This is a genomic window from Paracoccus sp. T5, from assembly GCF_048538155.2.
In the GTDB taxonomy this organism is placed as follows: Bacteria; Pseudomonadota; Alphaproteobacteria; order Rhodobacterales; family Rhodobacteraceae; genus Paracoccus.
The window spans coordinates 1,306,293-1,321,086 of record NZ_CM135809.1 but is presented as its reverse complement, the minus strand read 5'-3'; the positions used below and the strand labels follow the sequence as shown (position 1 = coordinate 1,321,086).

13 protein-coding genes are annotated in these 14,794 nt (G+C 66.8%); 5 read left to right on the top strand and 8 right to left on the bottom strand.

Annotated features, from left to right (window positions below; genetic code table 11):
- Positions 1 to 181 precede the first annotated feature (181 nt).
- Complete coding sequence (locus ACNR9W_RS06510) at positions 182 to 1,069, top strand: cation diffusion facilitator family transporter (protein ID WP_419268039.1); 888 nt, start codon at positions 182 to 184, stop codon at positions 1,067 to 1,069.
- Here the strand turns inward: ACNR9W_RS06510 and xth are convergent.
- Complete coding sequence (gene xth, locus ACNR9W_RS06505) at positions 1,066 to 1,851, bottom strand: exodeoxyribonuclease III (protein WP_419268038.1); 786 nt, start codon at positions 1,849 to 1,851, stop codon at positions 1,066 to 1,068. The two genes, ACNR9W_RS06510 and xth, sit on opposite strands and share 4 nt — an antisense overlap.
- 56 nt (positions 1,852 to 1,907) lie before the next feature.
- Positions 1,908 to 2,231 (bottom strand): HesB/IscA family protein, encoded by a 324-nt coding sequence (locus tag ACNR9W_RS06500; RefSeq protein WP_419268037.1) that lies wholly within the window; start codon positions 2,229 to 2,231, stop codon positions 1,908 to 1,910.
- A 75-nt stretch (positions 2,232 to 2,306) separates the two neighbouring features.
- Here ACNR9W_RS06500 and ACNR9W_RS06495 point away from each other — a divergent pair, with 75 nt between their 5' ends.
- The 3 genes from ACNR9W_RS06495 to ACNR9W_RS06485 are packed head-to-tail and all read left to right on the top strand — an operon-like array spanning position 2,307 to position 4,821.
- The gene (locus ACNR9W_RS06495) at positions 2,307 to 3,485 is read left to right on the top strand and encodes a deoxyguanosinetriphosphate triphosphohydrolase (protein ID WP_419268036.1); all 1,179 of its coding nucleotides are present in this window, start codon (positions 2,307 to 2,309) and stop codon (positions 3,483 to 3,485) included.
- A gap of 59 nt (positions 3,486 to 3,544) precedes the next feature.
- A complete protein-coding gene (locus tag ACNR9W_RS06490) occupies positions 3,545 to 3,967 on the top strand; it encodes an OsmC family protein (protein WP_419268035.1) in 423 nt (140 codons plus the stop codon).
- Positions 3,967 to 4,821 carry a transglutaminase-like domain-containing protein gene (locus ACNR9W_RS06485; protein WP_419268034.1) on the top strand — a complete coding sequence of 285 codons (855 nt, stop codon included), beginning with the start codon at positions 3,967 to 3,969 and terminating at the stop codon, positions 4,819 to 4,821. Before ACNR9W_RS06490 ends, ACNR9W_RS06485 begins: the two co-directional genes overlap by 1 nt.
- Here ACNR9W_RS06485 and ACNR9W_RS06480 read toward each other — a convergent pair.
- On the bottom strand, positions 4,818 to 6,413 hold the full coding sequence (locus ACNR9W_RS06480) for a peptide chain release factor 3 (RefSeq protein ID WP_419268033.1): 1,596 nt from the start codon (positions 6,411 to 6,413) through the stop codon (positions 4,818 to 4,820). The genes ACNR9W_RS06485 and ACNR9W_RS06480 overlap by 4 nt on opposite strands.
- Positions 6,414 to 6,548: 135 nt before the next feature.
- Here ACNR9W_RS06480 and ACNR9W_RS06475 point away from each other — a divergent pair, with 135 nt between their 5' ends.
- Positions 6,549 to 7,985, top strand: coding sequence for a hypothetical protein (locus tag ACNR9W_RS06475; protein WP_419268032.1), 1,437 nt, complete (start codon positions 6,549 to 6,551; stop codon positions 7,983 to 7,985).
- 3 nt (positions 7,986 to 7,988) lie between these two features.
- Here ACNR9W_RS06475 and ACNR9W_RS06470 read toward each other — a convergent pair whose 3' ends face one another.
- From ACNR9W_RS06470 to ACNR9W_RS06450, 5 genes are all read right to left on the bottom strand, one after another.
- Positions 7,989 to 9,659 carry a formate--tetrahydrofolate ligase gene (locus ACNR9W_RS06470; RefSeq protein WP_419268031.1) on the bottom strand — a complete coding sequence of 557 codons (1,671 nt, stop codon included), beginning with the start codon at positions 9,657 to 9,659 and terminating at the stop codon, positions 7,989 to 7,991.
- Between the two features lie 3 nt (positions 9,660 to 9,662).
- Complete coding sequence (locus tag ACNR9W_RS06465; protein ID WP_419268030.1) at positions 9,663 to 10,088, bottom strand: universal stress protein; 426 nt, start codon at positions 10,086 to 10,088, stop codon at positions 9,663 to 9,665.
- Entirely contained in the window at positions 10,081 to 12,903 is a 2,823-nt protein-coding gene (locus ACNR9W_RS06460) for a TRAP transporter permease (protein ID WP_419268029.1), read from the bottom strand. Before ACNR9W_RS06460 ends, ACNR9W_RS06465 begins: the two co-directional genes overlap by 8 nt.
- An 84-nt stretch (positions 12,904 to 12,987) precedes the next feature.
- Positions 12,988 to 13,953 carry a TAXI family TRAP transporter solute-binding subunit gene (locus ACNR9W_RS06455; RefSeq protein ID WP_419268028.1) on the bottom strand — a complete coding sequence of 322 codons (966 nt, stop codon included), beginning with the start codon at positions 13,951 to 13,953 and terminating at the stop codon, positions 12,988 to 12,990.
- Positions 13,954 to 14,116: 163 nt separating this feature from the next.
- Positions 14,117 to 14,719, bottom strand: a complete 603-nt coding sequence (locus ACNR9W_RS06450; RefSeq protein ID WP_419268351.1) for a uracil-DNA glycosylase family protein — start codon at positions 14,717 to 14,719, stop codon at positions 14,117 to 14,119.
- Positions 14,720 to 14,794 lie beyond the last annotated feature (75 nt).

Here is a 14,794-nt window from a genome sequence, read left to right as displayed (position 1 = left end):
CTGTTCCGCGCCTGCCTGCCGGTTGCGCGGCACCGCCGGTCCCTGTTTCGCAGGCAGGGGCACGGCCCCCTGCCCGCCCGCCGCTTTCGGCAAGAATGATGCCGTTCCGGGTTGAGATCACGTCCCTCATCTGCGACACGCGCACCGCATGGGGGTTGGGCAGACGCAGGAAGGCCGGATCATGTCCAGCACGCTGAAAATCGCCATCGGCAGCATCCTTGTCGGCCTGGTGGTCCTGGGCATCAAGACGCTGGCCTGGCGCCTGACCGGATCGGTCGCGCTGATGTCGGATGCGCTGGAAAGCATCGTCAATGTCGCGACGGCAGTGGCTGCGCTGGTGGCGATCCGTGTCGCGCAACGGCCTGCAGACCAGGGACATCCCTACGGACACCACAAGGCCGAGTTCTTCAGCGCCGTGCTGGAAGGCGTGCTGATCATCTCGGCCGCGCTGCTGATCCTGCGCGAGGCTTGGTTCGCCTTTCAGGAACCGCGCCAGATCCAGCAGGCCGGCGCGGGCATGGCGATCAATGCCGTGGCGGGGGTGCTGAACGCCGCCTGGTGCGCCGTGCTGATCCGCCAAGGGCGGCGGCTGCGGTCGCCCGCGCTGGTGGCGGACGGGCGGCACCTGCTGTCGGACGTGATCTCGTCGGCCGGGGTCCTGCTGGGCGTGGGGCTGGCGGCCGCGACGGGCTGGGCAATCCTTGACCCGGTGCTGGCGATGCTGGTCGGCATCAACATCCTGTGGTCGGGCTGGAAGGTGATGGCCGCCTCGCTGAGCGGCTTGATGGACGAAGCTGTTCCCGCCCGGACCCTGACCACCATCCGTGAGATCATCTCGGATTGCGGCACCGGCGCGCTGGAGGCGCATGACCTGCGCACCCGCCATGCCGGGGCGGTCACCTTCATTGACTTTCACCTGGTGGTGGACGGACAGACAACCGTGGCCGACGCCCATGTCATCTGCGACCGGATCGAAACCTCGCTGAAGGCAAAGCTGCCCGATGCACAGATCACGATCCATGTGGAGCCCGAGCACAAGGCCAAGCACTCGGGCGTGCTGGTGGTCTAGGCAGCCAGCCGCACCCAGACCGGGACGTGGTCGCTGGGCTTTTCCCCCGCCCGCACGTCGCGGTCTACCCCGGCCTCGGTCATCAGGTCAGCGGCCTGCGGCGACAGCAGCAGGTGGTCGATGCGGATGCCGTTGTCGCGCTGCCAGGAATTCGCCTGATAATCCCAGAAGGTGAAGGGCCCACGACTGGCCCAGGGGTCGCGGATGCGGATTGCGTCGGTCCAGCCCTGGTTCACGATGCTGCGCAGCGCCGCGCGGCTTTGCGGCAGGAACAGCGCGTCCTCCAACCAGTTCTGCGGATGGGCCACGTCGCGCGGCTCGGGGATGACATTGTAGTCGCCCAGCATCACGACCGGCATCTCCAGCGCCAGCAATTCGACGGCCCGCCCGCGCAACCGCTCCATCCAAGCCAGCTTGTAGTCGTATTTCGGCCCCGGCGCCGGGTTGCCGTTCGGCAGGTACAGCCCCGCGACCCGCACCGCCTGCGCGCCGACCACCGTCGCCTCGATATAGCGGGCCTGTTCGTCGCTGTCGTCGCCGGGCAGTCCGCGGGTCACGTCCTCCAGCGGCAGGCGCGACAGGATGGCCACGCCGTTGAAGCCCTTCTGGCCGTGGGTCTCCACGCTCCAGCCCAGGTCCTGGAAATGCTCGCGCGGGAAACCCTCGTCCACCGACTTGATTTCCTGAAGGACGACCAGATCGGCATCGGTCGCCGCCAGCCAGTCGGTCAGCGCCTGGATGCGGGCCTTGACGCCGTTGATGTTGAAGCTTGCGATTTTCATGGCCGCATCTTTAGCGGCCGGCGGGGGATTGGCAACCGCATCCCGCCGCAGCCCCATCACATCGAAAAGGACGTCCCGCAGCCGCAACTGCTGGTGGCGTTGGGGTTTTCGATCACGAAGCGCGCGCCGATCAGTTCATCCGTGAAGTCGATGACCGCGCCCGCCAGATAGGGCAGCGACACGGGATCAACCACGACCTGCTGCCCCGCGCTTTCCAGGACCAGGTCGTCCGCTTCGGGACGGTCCAGGCGGATGTCGTACTGGAACCCCGAACAGCCGCCGCCCGACACGGCCACGCGCAGCGGCACCGGGTCCTTGCCGGCGTTGATCTTGGCCAGGCGTTCAAAGGCGCGGTCGGTCACTTTGGGGGGCAGGTTCATGGGGCGTTCCCGTTTTCGTCCGTAGGCATCAAATATAGGGTCTGGCCCTGCAACCCGCAAGGAAGGCCACAGCCCTTGACCTCGACACCCGCTTCCCTGGCGCCATATGCCTGCCATCCGCAGGACAGCCGCGGCCGCCTGCATCCGGAACAGCTGTCCACCTTCCGCTCGCCCTGGCAGCGGGACCGCGACCGCATCATCCATTCCAGCGCCTTCCGGCGGCTGAAGCACAAGACGCAGGTCTTTGTCGAACATGACGGCGACGCCTATCGCGGCGATTACTTCCGCACCCGGCTAACCCACACGATCGAGGTCGCGCAGGTGGCGCGCACCATCGCCGGCGCCCTGGGCCTGAATACCGACCTGGCCGAGACGGTCGCCCTGGCGCATGACCTGGGCCACCCGCCCTTTGGCCATACCGGAGAGGACGCGCTGGCCGAGCTGATGGCGCCCTATGGCGGCTTCGACCACAACGCCCAGGCCCTGCGCATCGTCACGCGGCTGGAGCGCCACTATGCCGATTTCGACGGGCTGAACCTGACCTGGGAGTCATTGGAGGGCATCGCCAAGCACAACGGCCCCGTCACCGGGGACCTGCCCTATGCGCTGGCGGAGGTGAATGCGCAGTGGGACCTGGAACTGCACACCAATGCCAGCGCCGAGGCGCAGGTGGCCGCCGTCGCCGATGACGTGGCCTATAACCACCACGACCTGCATGACGGGCTGCGGGCCGAGCTGTTCACCGAGGCGGAACTGTCCGAACTGCCGGTGATCGGTCCGGCCTTCGCCGAGGTCGACCGCCTTTATCCGGGCCTCGACCCGACCCGCCGCCGCTACGAGGCGCTGCGCCGCGTCTTTGGCGTCATGGTCGAGGACGTGATCGCGGTCGCCCAGAACCGCCTGACGGGGCTGCAGCCGCATTCGGCGGATGAGATCCGCAACATGGACGGCCCGATCATCCGCTTTTCCAAGCCGCTCTATCAGAACATCAAGGCGATCAAGTCCTTTCTGTTCCAGCGCATGTATCGCGCGCCTTCAGTGGTGGTCGAGCGCACCCGCGTGACGCAGATGCTGCACGACCTCTTTCCGCTCTATCTGGACGACCCGCAGATGATGCCGCCGCAATGGGCCCAGGCGGCGGCGCTGCTGCCCGACCAGACGCAGCGGGCGCGCCATGTTCTGGATTACGTGTCCGGCATGACCGACCGCTATGCCATCGCAGAACATCAGCGGCTGATCGTCGCGGCAGGGTGAACCCGCAGCCTGCCGGCCGCGTTGGGGGCGATCAAGGAACCCCATCAAAGGATGTCACGATGATCACCCGTACCGGATCGGCGAAATGGGAAGGCGGACTGAAGGAAGGCAAGGGGCAGGTTTCGACCAAGTCGGGCGCGCTTGACGCGCAGCCCTATGGCTTCAACACCCGCTTCGAGGACAAGCCCGGCACCAACCCCGAGGAACTGGTGGGTGCGGCCCATGCCTCATGCTTCTCGATGGCGCTGGCCATGATGCTGGAACAGGAAGGCATCACGGGCGTGTCCATCCAGACCACCTCCGACATCTCGATGGACAAGGAAGGCGACGGGTTCGCGGTCAAGAAGGCCCACCTGACCACCACCATCACCGCCGATGCGGACGAGGCAAAGGTCATGGAAGTGGCCGAAAAGGCCAAGGCCGGCTGCCCGATCAGCAAGCTGCTGAACGCCGAGATCACCATGGACGCCTCGGTCGCCTGATGCGCATCAGGGTCGGCCATGAATTCCGGGTCACGGTCGAACAGCCGACCCCTTTGATCTGCCTTGTCGCCCCCGAGGCGGCACGGCATTCCGATTTTGTTTCTCCCGAACAGGTGACCACCACCCCCGAGGTGGAGATCCACGAATATCGCGACCGGTTCGACAATATCTGCCGGCGGATGATCGCGCCTCCGGGCGAATTCGTCCTGTACGGCGACGTCACCCTGAACGCCCGCGAGGCTTGGGACGACATGGACCCCGAGGCGCGGGAAATGGCGGTCGAGGATTTGCCCGACGAGGCGCTGATGTACCTGATGCCCTCGCGCTATGTCGAAAGCGACGTCCTGTCGCAGCAGGCCTGGGACCTGTTCGGCAATGTGCCCGCAGGATGGGGCCGCGTGCAGGCGGTCCTGGATCACGGGCACAAGGTGCTGCGCTTTGACTACGGTACCGCGTCGGTCTTTCGCACCGCGAACGATGCCAGCCAGGGCGGCACGGGCGTCTGCCGCGACTTTGCCCATCTGGCGCTGGCCTATCTGCGCGCGCTGAACATCCCGGCCCGCTACGTGAACGGTTATGTCGGCGATATCGGCGTGCCCAAGGTCGAGGCACCGATGGATTTCGCCGCCTGGATCGAGGTGTTCCTGTCGGGCCGCTGGTGGACCTTTGATCCGCGCAACAATGAACGCCGGCTTGGGCGGGTCGTCGTGGCACGGGGGCATGACGCGGCGGATGTGCCGATGCTGTCCAGTTTCGGGCCGCACAGGCTGACAGGATTCAAGGTCTGGTGCCACCCGGTCGATGACCGGGGGCAGGAACTGGACGGCATGGCCTTCGGGCAGACCGCGCGCTAGACCATCATCTCCTTGGTGGCGGTCAGCCTGAGGTCGGGGTGATCCCGGCCGATGCGGTCGATGTCCCATTGCAGGCGCGTCAAAAAGACCAGGTCGCCGTCATGGTCATGGGCCAGGTGCTGCTTGTTGGCGTTGGCAAATGCCTCGACCTTGTCCTTGGAGCCGCTCACCCACCTTGCGCTGGTGAACTGGCTGCCCTCGAAGCGGACGGGGATGCCGTATTCCAGCTCGATCCGGCTGGCCAGCACCTCGAACTGCAGCGCGCCCACGACACCCACGATGAAGCCCGACCCGATGGCGGGCTTGAACACCTTGGCCGCGCCCTCTTCGGCGAACTGCATCAGCGCCTTTTCCAGGTGCTTGGCCTTCATCGGATCGGTCGCCCGCACCGACTGCAGCAGTTCCGGCGCGAAAGACGGGATGCCGGTAAAGCGCAGCGCCTCGCCCTCGGTCAGGGCATCGCCGATGCGCAGCTGGCCGTGGTTCGGAATGCCGATGATGTCGCCTGCCCAGGCCTCCTCGGCCAGTTCGCGGTCAGCCGCCAGGAACAGGACCGGGTTCGACACGGCCATCGGCTTTTTCGACCGCACATGGACCATCTTCATGCCGCGCTCGAAATGCCCCGAGGCCAGGCGGACAAAGGCCACGCGGTCGCGGTGCTTGGGGTCCATGTTGGCCTGCACCTTGAAGACAAAGCCGGTGACCGGCGTCTCCTCGGGCGCGATCTCGCGCTCCGCGCTGTTCTGGGGCTGCGGCGGGGGCCCGTATTGCGCGATGCCCTTCATCAGCTCCTGCACGCCAAAGCTGTTGATCGCGCTGCCGAACCAGATCGGCGTCATGTGCCCTTCCAGGAACGACTTGCGGTCAAAGGCAGGCAGCAGCTCGCGCGCCATCTCGACTTCCTCGCGCAGCTTTTCCAGCAGGTCGGCGGGGATGTGATCCGACATGCGCGGATCGTCCAAGCCGTTCAGCTTGATCGATTCCGCCACCTTGTTGCGGTCGGCGCGGTCCATCAACTCCAGCCGGTCGTTCAGCATGTCGTAGCAGCCGATGAAGTCGCGCCCGACGCCGATGGGCCAGCTGGCCGGCGCCACGTCGATGGCCAGGTTCTCCTGGATCTCGTCGATGATCTCGAAGGTGTCGCGGGATTCGCGGTCCATCTTGTTGCAGAAGGTCAGGATCGGCAGGTCACGCAGCCGGCAGACCTCGAACAGCTTGCGGGTCTGCGATTCGACGCCCTTCGCGCCGTCGATCACCATGATCGCCGCATCCACCGCCGTCAGCGTGCGATAGGTGTCCTCGGAAAAGTCGCTGTGGCCCGGCGTGTCGACCAGGTTGAAGCGATGTCCGTCGAAATCGAATGACATGGCCGAGGCCGAAACCGAGATGCCGCGGTCCTGCTCCATCTTCATGAAGTCCGACCGCGTGCGCCGCGCCTCGCCCTTGGCCCGCACCTGCCCTGCCATCTGAATCGCGCCGCCATACAGCAGGAACTTCTCGGTCAGCGTGGTCTTGCCGGCGTCCGGATGCGAGATGATCGCGAATGTCCGGCGGCGGGCGATTTCGGGCGGAAGATCGGGGCGGTTGCTCATGCGGGGGCTTTACCGCGACCACGCGCCGGGCGCAATTGCCGCCATGCGACGTGTATTTGATCCAGTTGTCTGCATCTAGAGGTTGCAGCTGGACGCGGCCTCGTCAACATGACTCCAGAGGGGAAAGGATCGCCGATGGATGGATCGCTGGAGCAGTTGATGCGGCTGCTGTCAAACAGGGGCCTCGAATGGCTGCGTCAAAAGATCATGGATCTGCCGGACCCCTGCCCTGTCGATCATCCCGGCCTTGGCCCCCTGGCGCTGGCGGCGGGCTGCGCACCGGTCCTCAGCGGCCTGCGCGGCCGGATCTCTCCCTTGGAGGTGATCGTGCTGCGGCGCTTCAAACCGCCGCTGCTTCGGCAAGCCGCGCAGCGTGTGCTGGCGGGTGACCGAAGCCCGCCGATGCTGGACCTGGTCCTGGCCGGCGGCTTGGTGGACCGGACGGACCCGGTCTGGCAACTCGCCTGCGACACGCTGGCCGAAGACGCGGACCTGCCGTTGGCGCATCGCCTGATGCTGTCGGACGATCCCGACCTCATGTCCCAGGCCGAGACGCTGCTGACCACCCAGCCCCCGGCCTGGACGCTGACCCCCTGCCACGTCCAGCGGGTGGCGACGCTTGTGGCGGTGCTCTATCGCCATGGCGCCGCGCGGCCCCGGCTGTCGCACGCGCGCCAGTTCAGTGCCATCTTCGACCATCTGAAGGCGCTGGCAGTCTGGGCCCAGGCGGACGGATGTGCGCAATCGGTGGCCCGCATCGCCTTTTGCCTGCGGCTGGTCGACCCGGACCACGACATCGCCGATCTGATCGCGGACCTGATCCAGATCCAACGGCCCGACGGGTCCTTTCCGCCGCGGCTCGGGTTTTCAACCTCCGACCAGGATTTCGCCGATGGGGTGGAGGCGACGCTGCTTGTGGTCATGGCCCTGCATCTGGCGGCCTATCGCCGCTGGCACGGTCCGCCGCCTGTCTGGCTGAGGCCGCAGCCGCTTCAGGCCGCAGCGACAGAGATTGCCGCCGCTCTGGCAGCAACGGCCGGTGACGGCCCGCTGCACCTGCACGCGGCGGCCAGCCTGACGCGGGCGACGGGGCGGGACTGGTTGGCGCGGGCGGCCCTGCCTGCTCTGCCGGTGGAGCCTGCCCGGCTGCAGTCCCTGGCGCAGATCAGCTTTCGCGATCCCTCCGTCGCGCGGCGGCTGCGCAGACTGCTTGGGCTGAGCCCGGATCGGTCCGGGCTGCAGGACACACCCGCCCAGGTCGAGATGGCTTGGCTGAGGGGCAGCCCCGTCTGCCTGAAAGGGCCCGTCCCCGCGACGCTCATGGCCCAGTGGCAGCGGGCCGCGGCAGATGATGACCGGGCGGCGTTCCGCGCGCTGGCGCGGATCGCCCTGCATCACCAGTCGGACCTCCCTCCGCCGGAGGTCCGCCAGATGGCGCGGCGCATGGCGTCCGCAGCCTTGGCCGATTGTGCAGCCGGGGGGGATGCGGCTGTGCTGCTGGAACACCTTGACGACGTGATCCTGCTGACGCAGCTGCTGGAGGGAGAGGGGCCGGTCGCCGTCGCCGCCTGAGCGCTAGAACAGCCCCTCGGCCCGGCCCTGATCATCCAGGCCGATGACCTCGGCGGCTGGCTGCCGCGGCAGGCCCGGCATCGTCATGATCTGCCCACAGATGGCCACCACGAAGCCCGCGCCCGCGTTCAGCCGCACCTCCCGGACCGGGATCACATGACCCTCGGGTGCCCCCCGCAGATCGGGGTCGGTGGAAAAGCTGTACTGGGTCTTGGCGATGCAGATCGGCATCCGCCCGTGTCCGGCGGCTTCCCAAGCCAGCAGTTGCTCCTGCACGCCCGGCGCTGCCTCGACGCGGGCGGCGCGGTGAACGCGCGTGCAGATAGTCTGGATCTTTTGCCACAGGGGCATCTCGTCAGGGTAAAGGGTGCGGAAATCCGCCCGGTCACCCTCGGCCAGCGCCACCACGGCATGGGCCAGATCCTCGGCCCCTGCCCCGCCTTCGGCCCAGTGGCGGCACAGGATGGCCTGCACGCCATGCCCGGCGCAATAATCGCGCAAACCCGCGATCTCGGCTTCGGTGTCGCCTGAAAAGTGGTTCAACGCCACCACGACCGGCAGGCCAAAGCTGCGGATGTTCTCGATATGCCGCCCCAGGTTGGGACAGCCACGGGTGACGGCCGCGACATCCTCGGCCCCCAGATCCGCCTTGGCGACACCGCCGTTCATCTTCAGCGCCCGGATCGTCGCCACCAGCACCACCGCCGCAGGGGCCAGCCTGGCCAGGCGACACTTGATGTTCAGGAACTTTTCGGCTCCCAGATCGGCCCCGAAGCCCGCCTCGGTCACGACGTAATCCGACAGGCGCAGGGCCGCACGGGTGGCGATGACGCTGTTGCAGCCATGCGCGATATTGGCAAAGGGCCCGCCATGGACCAGGGCCGGGTTGTTCTCCAGCGTCTGGACCAGGTTCGGCTGCAGGGCGTCCTTCATCAGGACCGTCATCGCACCATCGGCCTTCAGGTCGCGCGCCGTCACCGGCTGGCGGTCGCGGGTATAGGCGACCACGATGCGGCCAAGCCGGTCCTGCAGGTCCGCCAGGTCGCTGGCCAGGCACAGGATGGCCATGACCTCGGACGCCACGGTGATGTCAAAGCCCGACTGGCGCGGAAACCCGTTGCCCGGCCCGCCCAAGCCAAAGACCACGTCGCGCAGCGCCCGGTCGTTCATGTCCATCGCGCGCCGCCAGGTGATGCGGCGGGTGTCGATCTCCAGCGCATTCCCCCAATGGACATGGTTGTCGATCATCGCGGCCAGCAGGTTATGCGCCGCGGTGATGGCGTGGAAATCGCCGGTGAAGTGGAGGTTCATGTCCTCCATCGGCACGATCTGGGCATGTCCGCCCCCGGCCGCGCCGCCCTTCAGGCCAAAATTCGGCCCCAGGCTCGCCTCGCGGATGCAGACCGTGGCACGCTGCCCGATGCGGTTCAGCGCGTCCCCCAGGCCGACGGTGGTGGTGGTCTTGCCCTCGCCCGCAGGGGTGGGATTGATCGCCGTCACCAGGATCAGCCGTCCCAAGGGGCGCCCTTCAAGGCCCGCGATGGCCTCGTGGGTGATCTTGGCCTTGTCATGGCCATAGGGCAGGATCTGGCGGTCGGTCAGGCCCAGTACCTGGGCAATCTGGTTGATCGGGCGCTTGGACGCCGCCCGCGCGATCTCGAGATCGGTCGCCATCGCTCAGCGCACCACCATCACCGACACGGGGGAGTGCCGCACCACGGCATTGGCGTCCCGGCTGACCAGGATGCTGCGCAATTCGTCCGGCTTGTCGCTGGCCATGACGATCAGGTCGGCCCCATGCCGGGCCGCGGCCTTCAGGATGGTTTCCGCGACATGGCCATGCCCCACATGGATGCGGACACGGCTTTCGTCCGGGAAATGCCGGGCGGCAAAGTCGTCCAGCGCCTCCTTCATGGCCTGCAGGGCCTTCTGCTCATACCCCTTGGGCAGGAAAGTCGCGACCATCGAACTGCCGAAATCATGCACGATGCCCAGCAGGTGGATGATGCCGGTCTCTCCTGCCAGCCGCCGGGCGACCGGCAGGGCCTTTTCCCAGCTTTCGGGATGCTGAAGGTCGACGGGCAACAGGACATTGTCATGCATGGCGCGCATCCTTTCCGGACTGGGAGGTTTCGGCGGGACCGGCGCGGCGGCGCTGCGCCCAGACCAGCAGGCCCAGCAGCAGGAAGGCTGGGACATAGATCCAGTAGCTCGAGGGCGTGGCGACAGGCGCCTGCACCGCCAGGATCGTCTGATCCCAGTCCAGTCCGGCCTCCTGCGCCGGGCTGTCGAAGGCCACGTTGTCGATGACCGTGCGGTCGCCGTCCTGGATCAGCTCGATCCCCGCGGCGGCCAAGCGATCCTCCCCCGTCTCGCCGGCGGGGACCGGCAGCAGGGCCGCGAATTCGACCGGCGTGCCGATGTCGTTCAGCCCCGAAATGCGCAGGCGCAGCCCCTCGCCGGGATCGCTGTCCTCAAGCGCCTGCACGAATTCCGAACCCGGACGCTCCTCGAAGGGCGGATAGGCATAGCTCCAGAAAAATCCCGGACGAAAGATCGTGAAGGCGATCAGCAGCAGCGCCGCGCTTTCCCAGATGCGGTTGCGCACCAGGAACCAGCCCTGCGTCGCCGCCGCAAACAGCAGCATCGCAATGGTCGCCGTGACAAAGACAAAGATGCCCTGCACCCAGCCCACGTCGATTAGCAGCAGGTCCGTGTTGAAGATGAACAGGAAGGGCAGTGCCGCGGTCCGCAGGCTGTAGAAGAAGGCCACCACCCCTGTGCGGATGGGATCGCCCCCCGACACGGCCGCGGCGGCAAAGGAGGCCAACCCCACCGGCGGCGTCACGTCGGCCATGATGCCGAAGTAGAAAACGAACAGGTGCACCGCGATCAGCGGCACGATCAGCCCGTTCTGCTGCCCCAGGGTCACGATCACCGGGGCCAGAAGGGCCGAGACGACGATGTAGTTGGCCGTCGTCGGCAGGCCCATCCCCAAGATCAGCGACAAGACCGCCGTCAGCGCCAGGATCGCCAGCAGGTTGCCACCCGACAGCACCTCGACCACATCGGCCAAGGCCGAGCCGACGCCGGTCTGGCTGACCGCGCCCACGATGATGCCCGCCGTGGCGGTGGCGATGCCGATGCCGATCATGTTGCGCGCGCCCGAGATCAGCCCGTCCACCAGGTCATCCGCACCGGACCGCAGCGCGCGGCCGGTGCTGGTATTGCCGCTGCGGTCCGCGCCGCGCAGCCAGACCATCAGCGGGCGCTGCGTGACCAGGATGAAGATCATGTAGGCCGTCGCCCAGAAGGCCGACAGGCCCGGCGACAGCCGGTCCACCATCAGCGCCCAGACCAGCACGACCACCGGCAGGATATAGTGCAGGCCCGACCGCACCGTCGGCCCCGGCAGGGGCAGTGCCGCCACCGGCGCATCGGGATCGTCGATCTGCAGCGGCTCTTCGCGCGAGGCGACCCACAGCAGCGCGACATAGGCCGCCGTCAGCAGGGCAAAGACCACATAGGGCGAATTCGCGCCAAAGGCCGGCCGGATCCAGCCCATGCCGTAATAGACCGCCAGCGACAGCGCGCAGATGCCCGCGATGATGAAGGCCCCGGTCAGCAGGCGCCGCAGGATGGGCGGCGGCGTGTAGGACCGCGGCAGCCCTTCCATCCCCGCCTTCATCGCCTCCAGGTGGACAATATAGACCAGCGCGATATAGCTGATCGTGGCCGGCAGGAAGGCGTGCTTAACCACGTCAAAATAGGGGATGCCGACATATTCGACCATCAGGAAGGCCGCCGCCCCCATGACGGGGGGCATGATCTGGCCGTTGACCGAGGATGCGACCTCGACCGCGCCGGCCTTCTCGCTGGAAAAGCCCACCTTCTTCATCAGCGGGATGGTGAAGGTTCCGGTGGTAACTACGTTGGCGATCGAGGATCCCGAGATCAGGCCGGTCATCGCGCTGCTGACCACCGCCGCCTTGGCCGGTCCGCCGCGCATGTGGCCCATCAGCGAAAAGGCCACCTGGATGAAGTAGTTGCCCGCCCCCGCCTTGTCCAGCAGTGCGCCGAAGAGCACGAAAAGAAAGACGAAGCTGGTCGAGACGCCCAGAGCGATGCCAAAGACACCCTCGGTCGTGATCCATTGGTGGTTGGCGACCTCGGTCAGCGAATTGCCCCGATGCGCGATAATCGAGGGCATGTAGGGACCGAGGAAGGTATAGACCAGAAAGACCGTCGCCACGATCATCAGCGCGGGGCCCAGGCTGCGGCGCGTGGCCTCCAGCAGCAGCATCAGGCCGATCACGGCCACGACCAGGTCCTGGCGCAGGGGCGCGCCGACGCGGCGGCCCAATTCGTCGCTGTAGTAGAACACATAAAGCGCGGCCGCCGCCGCGATCAGGGCCAGCAGCCATTCCCACAGGGGAACGCGGTTCTTGGGGCTGCCCAGCAGGATGGCGGCGATCAATCCGGCGGCGATCAGCCCGATCCACCAGGCGGGCATGTCGCCGGGCGCGCCATAGATGAACAGGCCCGACAGGATCAGCGGAACGCCGATGCCCAGCCCCAGCTGGAAAGGGGACCGCTCGGCCGGGTAGGCCATGAAGGCCAGGAACAGGGCGAAGGCCAGGTGGACCGCGCGGGCATCGGTCGCGCTGATGATCGCGAAATCCAGCATGAAGGGCAGAGGCGAGGCGATCCACAGCTGGAACAGCGACCAGCACAGGGCGACCGTCAGGATCAGCTTGCCGACAAGGCCCGGCGGCGTGCGCGCGCCGGTGTCGGAGGAGGCGACCAGTTCGTCCAGCTCCTCCTGCGACAGCTCGCCCCGGCCGGCGGCCTGCATCTCGACGGCGCTGGCCTGCTGCTGAGGCGTCGCGACCTTCTTGGTCTTGTCGGTTTCGTTCATCACGGCTCCCCCTGCAAAGCGTCTTGTTATCCTTGGCTCATGATGAAAGGGCGGCCCCGAAGGACCGCCCCGATCAATGCCGGATCACTCGATCCAGCCGCGCTCGCGATAGTAGCGTTCGGCGCCTGCGTGCAAGGGCGCGCTGTTGCCGTCGGCGATCATCTCCTCGGGCTCCAGGTCCGCGAAGGCGGGGTGCAGGCCCTTGAAGCGGTCGAAGTTGTCGAAGACCGTCTTGACGACCTGGTAGACGGTTTCCTCCGGCACATCCTCGGAGGTGACGAAGGTGGCCTTCACGCCGAAGGTCTCGGTCGGCTCGTCATTGCCGGCATACATGCCGCCGGGAATGGTGACCTTGGCGTAATAGGGGTTTTCCTCGACCAGCTTGTCGATGGCCTCGCCCGCGACCGTCACCAGGCGCGCGTCCACGGTCGAGGTCGCTTCCTGGATCGAACCGTTGGGGTGACCCACCGTATAGCTGATCGCGTCCACCTGGTTGTCGCCCAGGGCGGCCGACTGTTCCGCCGGGCGCAGTTCGGACGCCAGCGCAAAGTCGTCCATCGACATGCCCATCGCATCCAGCACGATCTCGAACGTCCCGCGCGAGCCGGAACCTGGGTTGCCGACGTTCACGCGCTTGCCGGCCAGATCCTCGAAGTTCTCGATCCCGCTGTCGGCACGCGCCACGACGGTGAAGGGCTCGGGGTGGACGGCAAAGACGGCGCGCAGGCCCTCGAAGGCATCGCCCTCATAGTCCGAGCTGCCGTTATAGGCGTGGTACTGCCAGTCGGACTGGGCGATGCCCATGGTCATGTCGCCGGCCTTAATGGCGTTGATGTTGGCGATCGACCCGCCGGTGGCGGGCGCGGTGCAGCGCAGGCCGGTTTCGGCGGTCTCGCGGTTCACGAGGCGGCAGATCGACTGGCCGACGACATAGTAGACGCCGGTCTGTCCGCCGGTGCCGATGGTGATGAACTGCTCCTGCTGGGCCATGACCGGACCGGCAGCCAGCGCAAAGGCGGTGCTCAGCAGGATCGGTTTCAATTTGCTCATACGGCTTCTCCCTTGGTTTTTCGGATGGACAAATGCCAAAGGCACCCATCCTGCGCAAGATCGCGTGGACGTTACTGAAATTGGCAAGATTGAACAATGCCAGATGCATGAACCGCCGGGTTTCGGCGATGGTTCCGCCATCACGCGCCCAATTTGATGGTTTTCAGGAAACGGCGGAGGGCGCTTCCAGACCCAGCTGGGCAGCCACGGCCTGACGCAGCTCGGGCAGCAGCTCGGCCCCGAACCACGGATTGCTCCGCAGCCAGCCGGTGTTGCGCCAGCTGGGATGGGGAAGCGGAAAGACATGGTGGCCGTGGCTCCGCCAGTCGCGCACCGTCTGGGTCACGTTGCGCGCGCCCAGGTGCCAGCGCATCGCATGCCCGCCCACCAGCAGCGTCAGGCGCGGCTGCAACTGCTGCATCACGCGGTCACGCCAGGTGGCCGCGCAGATCGGCGGCGGCGGCAGGTCCGACCCCTTGGCGTCATAGCCCGGAAAGCAGAAGGCCATCGGCACGACCGCGATGCGGCCCTGGTCATAGAACTGCGCCTCGTCGATCCCCATCCAGTCCCGCAGACGGTCCCCCGACCGGTCGGTAAAGGGCCGGCCGCTCTCATGGACCCGCGCGCCCGGCGCCTGCCCCACGATCAGGATGCGCGCGCCCGGCCGGAACCAGGCCACCGGGCGTGGCGAATGGCGCGTGGCGGTGGCCGCAAAGCGGCCCTCGCACAGGCGGCAGGCACGGATCTGGTCGATCAGGGGTATCATGACCGCCACTTAGTCTAAAAATCGCCCCAAAGAAGACTCGCGGCATCATGATTTATGTGGGCAGATGGCGAAGAC

Excerpts from the sequence above, each read along its gene's own strand:
- ACNR9W_RS06485 (WP_419268034.1), top strand. The coding sequence starts at position 3,967 with ATGCGCATCAGGGTCGGCCATGAATTCCGGGTCACGGTCGAACAGCCG.
- ACNR9W_RS06475 (WP_419268032.1), top strand. The coding sequence starts at position 6,549 with ATGGATGGATCGCTGGAGCAGTTGATGCGGCTGCTGTCAAACAGGGGC.
- ACNR9W_RS06490 (WP_419268035.1), top strand. The coding sequence starts at position 3,545 with ATGATCACCCGTACCGGATCGGCGAAATGGGAAGGCGGACTGAAGGAA.
- ACNR9W_RS06500 (WP_419268037.1), bottom strand. The coding sequence starts at position 2,231 with ATGAACCTGCCCCCCAAAGTGACCGACCGCGCCTTTGAACGCCTGGCC.
- ACNR9W_RS06465 (WP_419268030.1), bottom strand. The coding sequence starts at position 10,088 with ATGCATGACAATGTCCTGTTGCCCGTCGACCTTCAGCATCCCGAAAGC.
- ACNR9W_RS06470 (WP_419268031.1), bottom strand. The coding sequence starts at position 9,659 with ATGGCGACCGATCTCGAGATCGCGCGGGCGGCGTCCAAGCGCCCGATC.
- xth (WP_419268038.1), bottom strand. The coding sequence starts at position 1,851 with ATGAAAATCGCAAGCTTCAACATCAACGGCGTCAAGGCCCGCATCCAG.
- ACNR9W_RS06510 (WP_419268039.1), top strand. The coding sequence starts at position 182 with ATGTCCAGCACGCTGAAAATCGCCATCGGCAGCATCCTTGTCGGCCTG.
- ACNR9W_RS06480 (WP_419268033.1), bottom strand. The coding sequence starts at position 6,413 with ATGAGCAACCGCCCCGATCTTCCGCCCGAAATCGCCCGCCGCCGGACA.
- ACNR9W_RS06455 (WP_419268028.1), bottom strand. The coding sequence starts at position 13,953 with ATGAGCAAATTGAAACCGATCCTGCTGAGCACCGCCTTTGCGCTGGCT.
- ACNR9W_RS06460 (WP_419268029.1), bottom strand. The coding sequence starts at position 12,903 with ATGAACGAAACCGACAAGACCAAGAAGGTCGCGACGCCTCAGCAGCAG.
- ACNR9W_RS06450 (WP_419268351.1), bottom strand. The coding sequence starts at position 14,719 with ATGATACCCCTGATCGACCAGATCCGTGCCTGCCGCCTGTGCGAGGGC.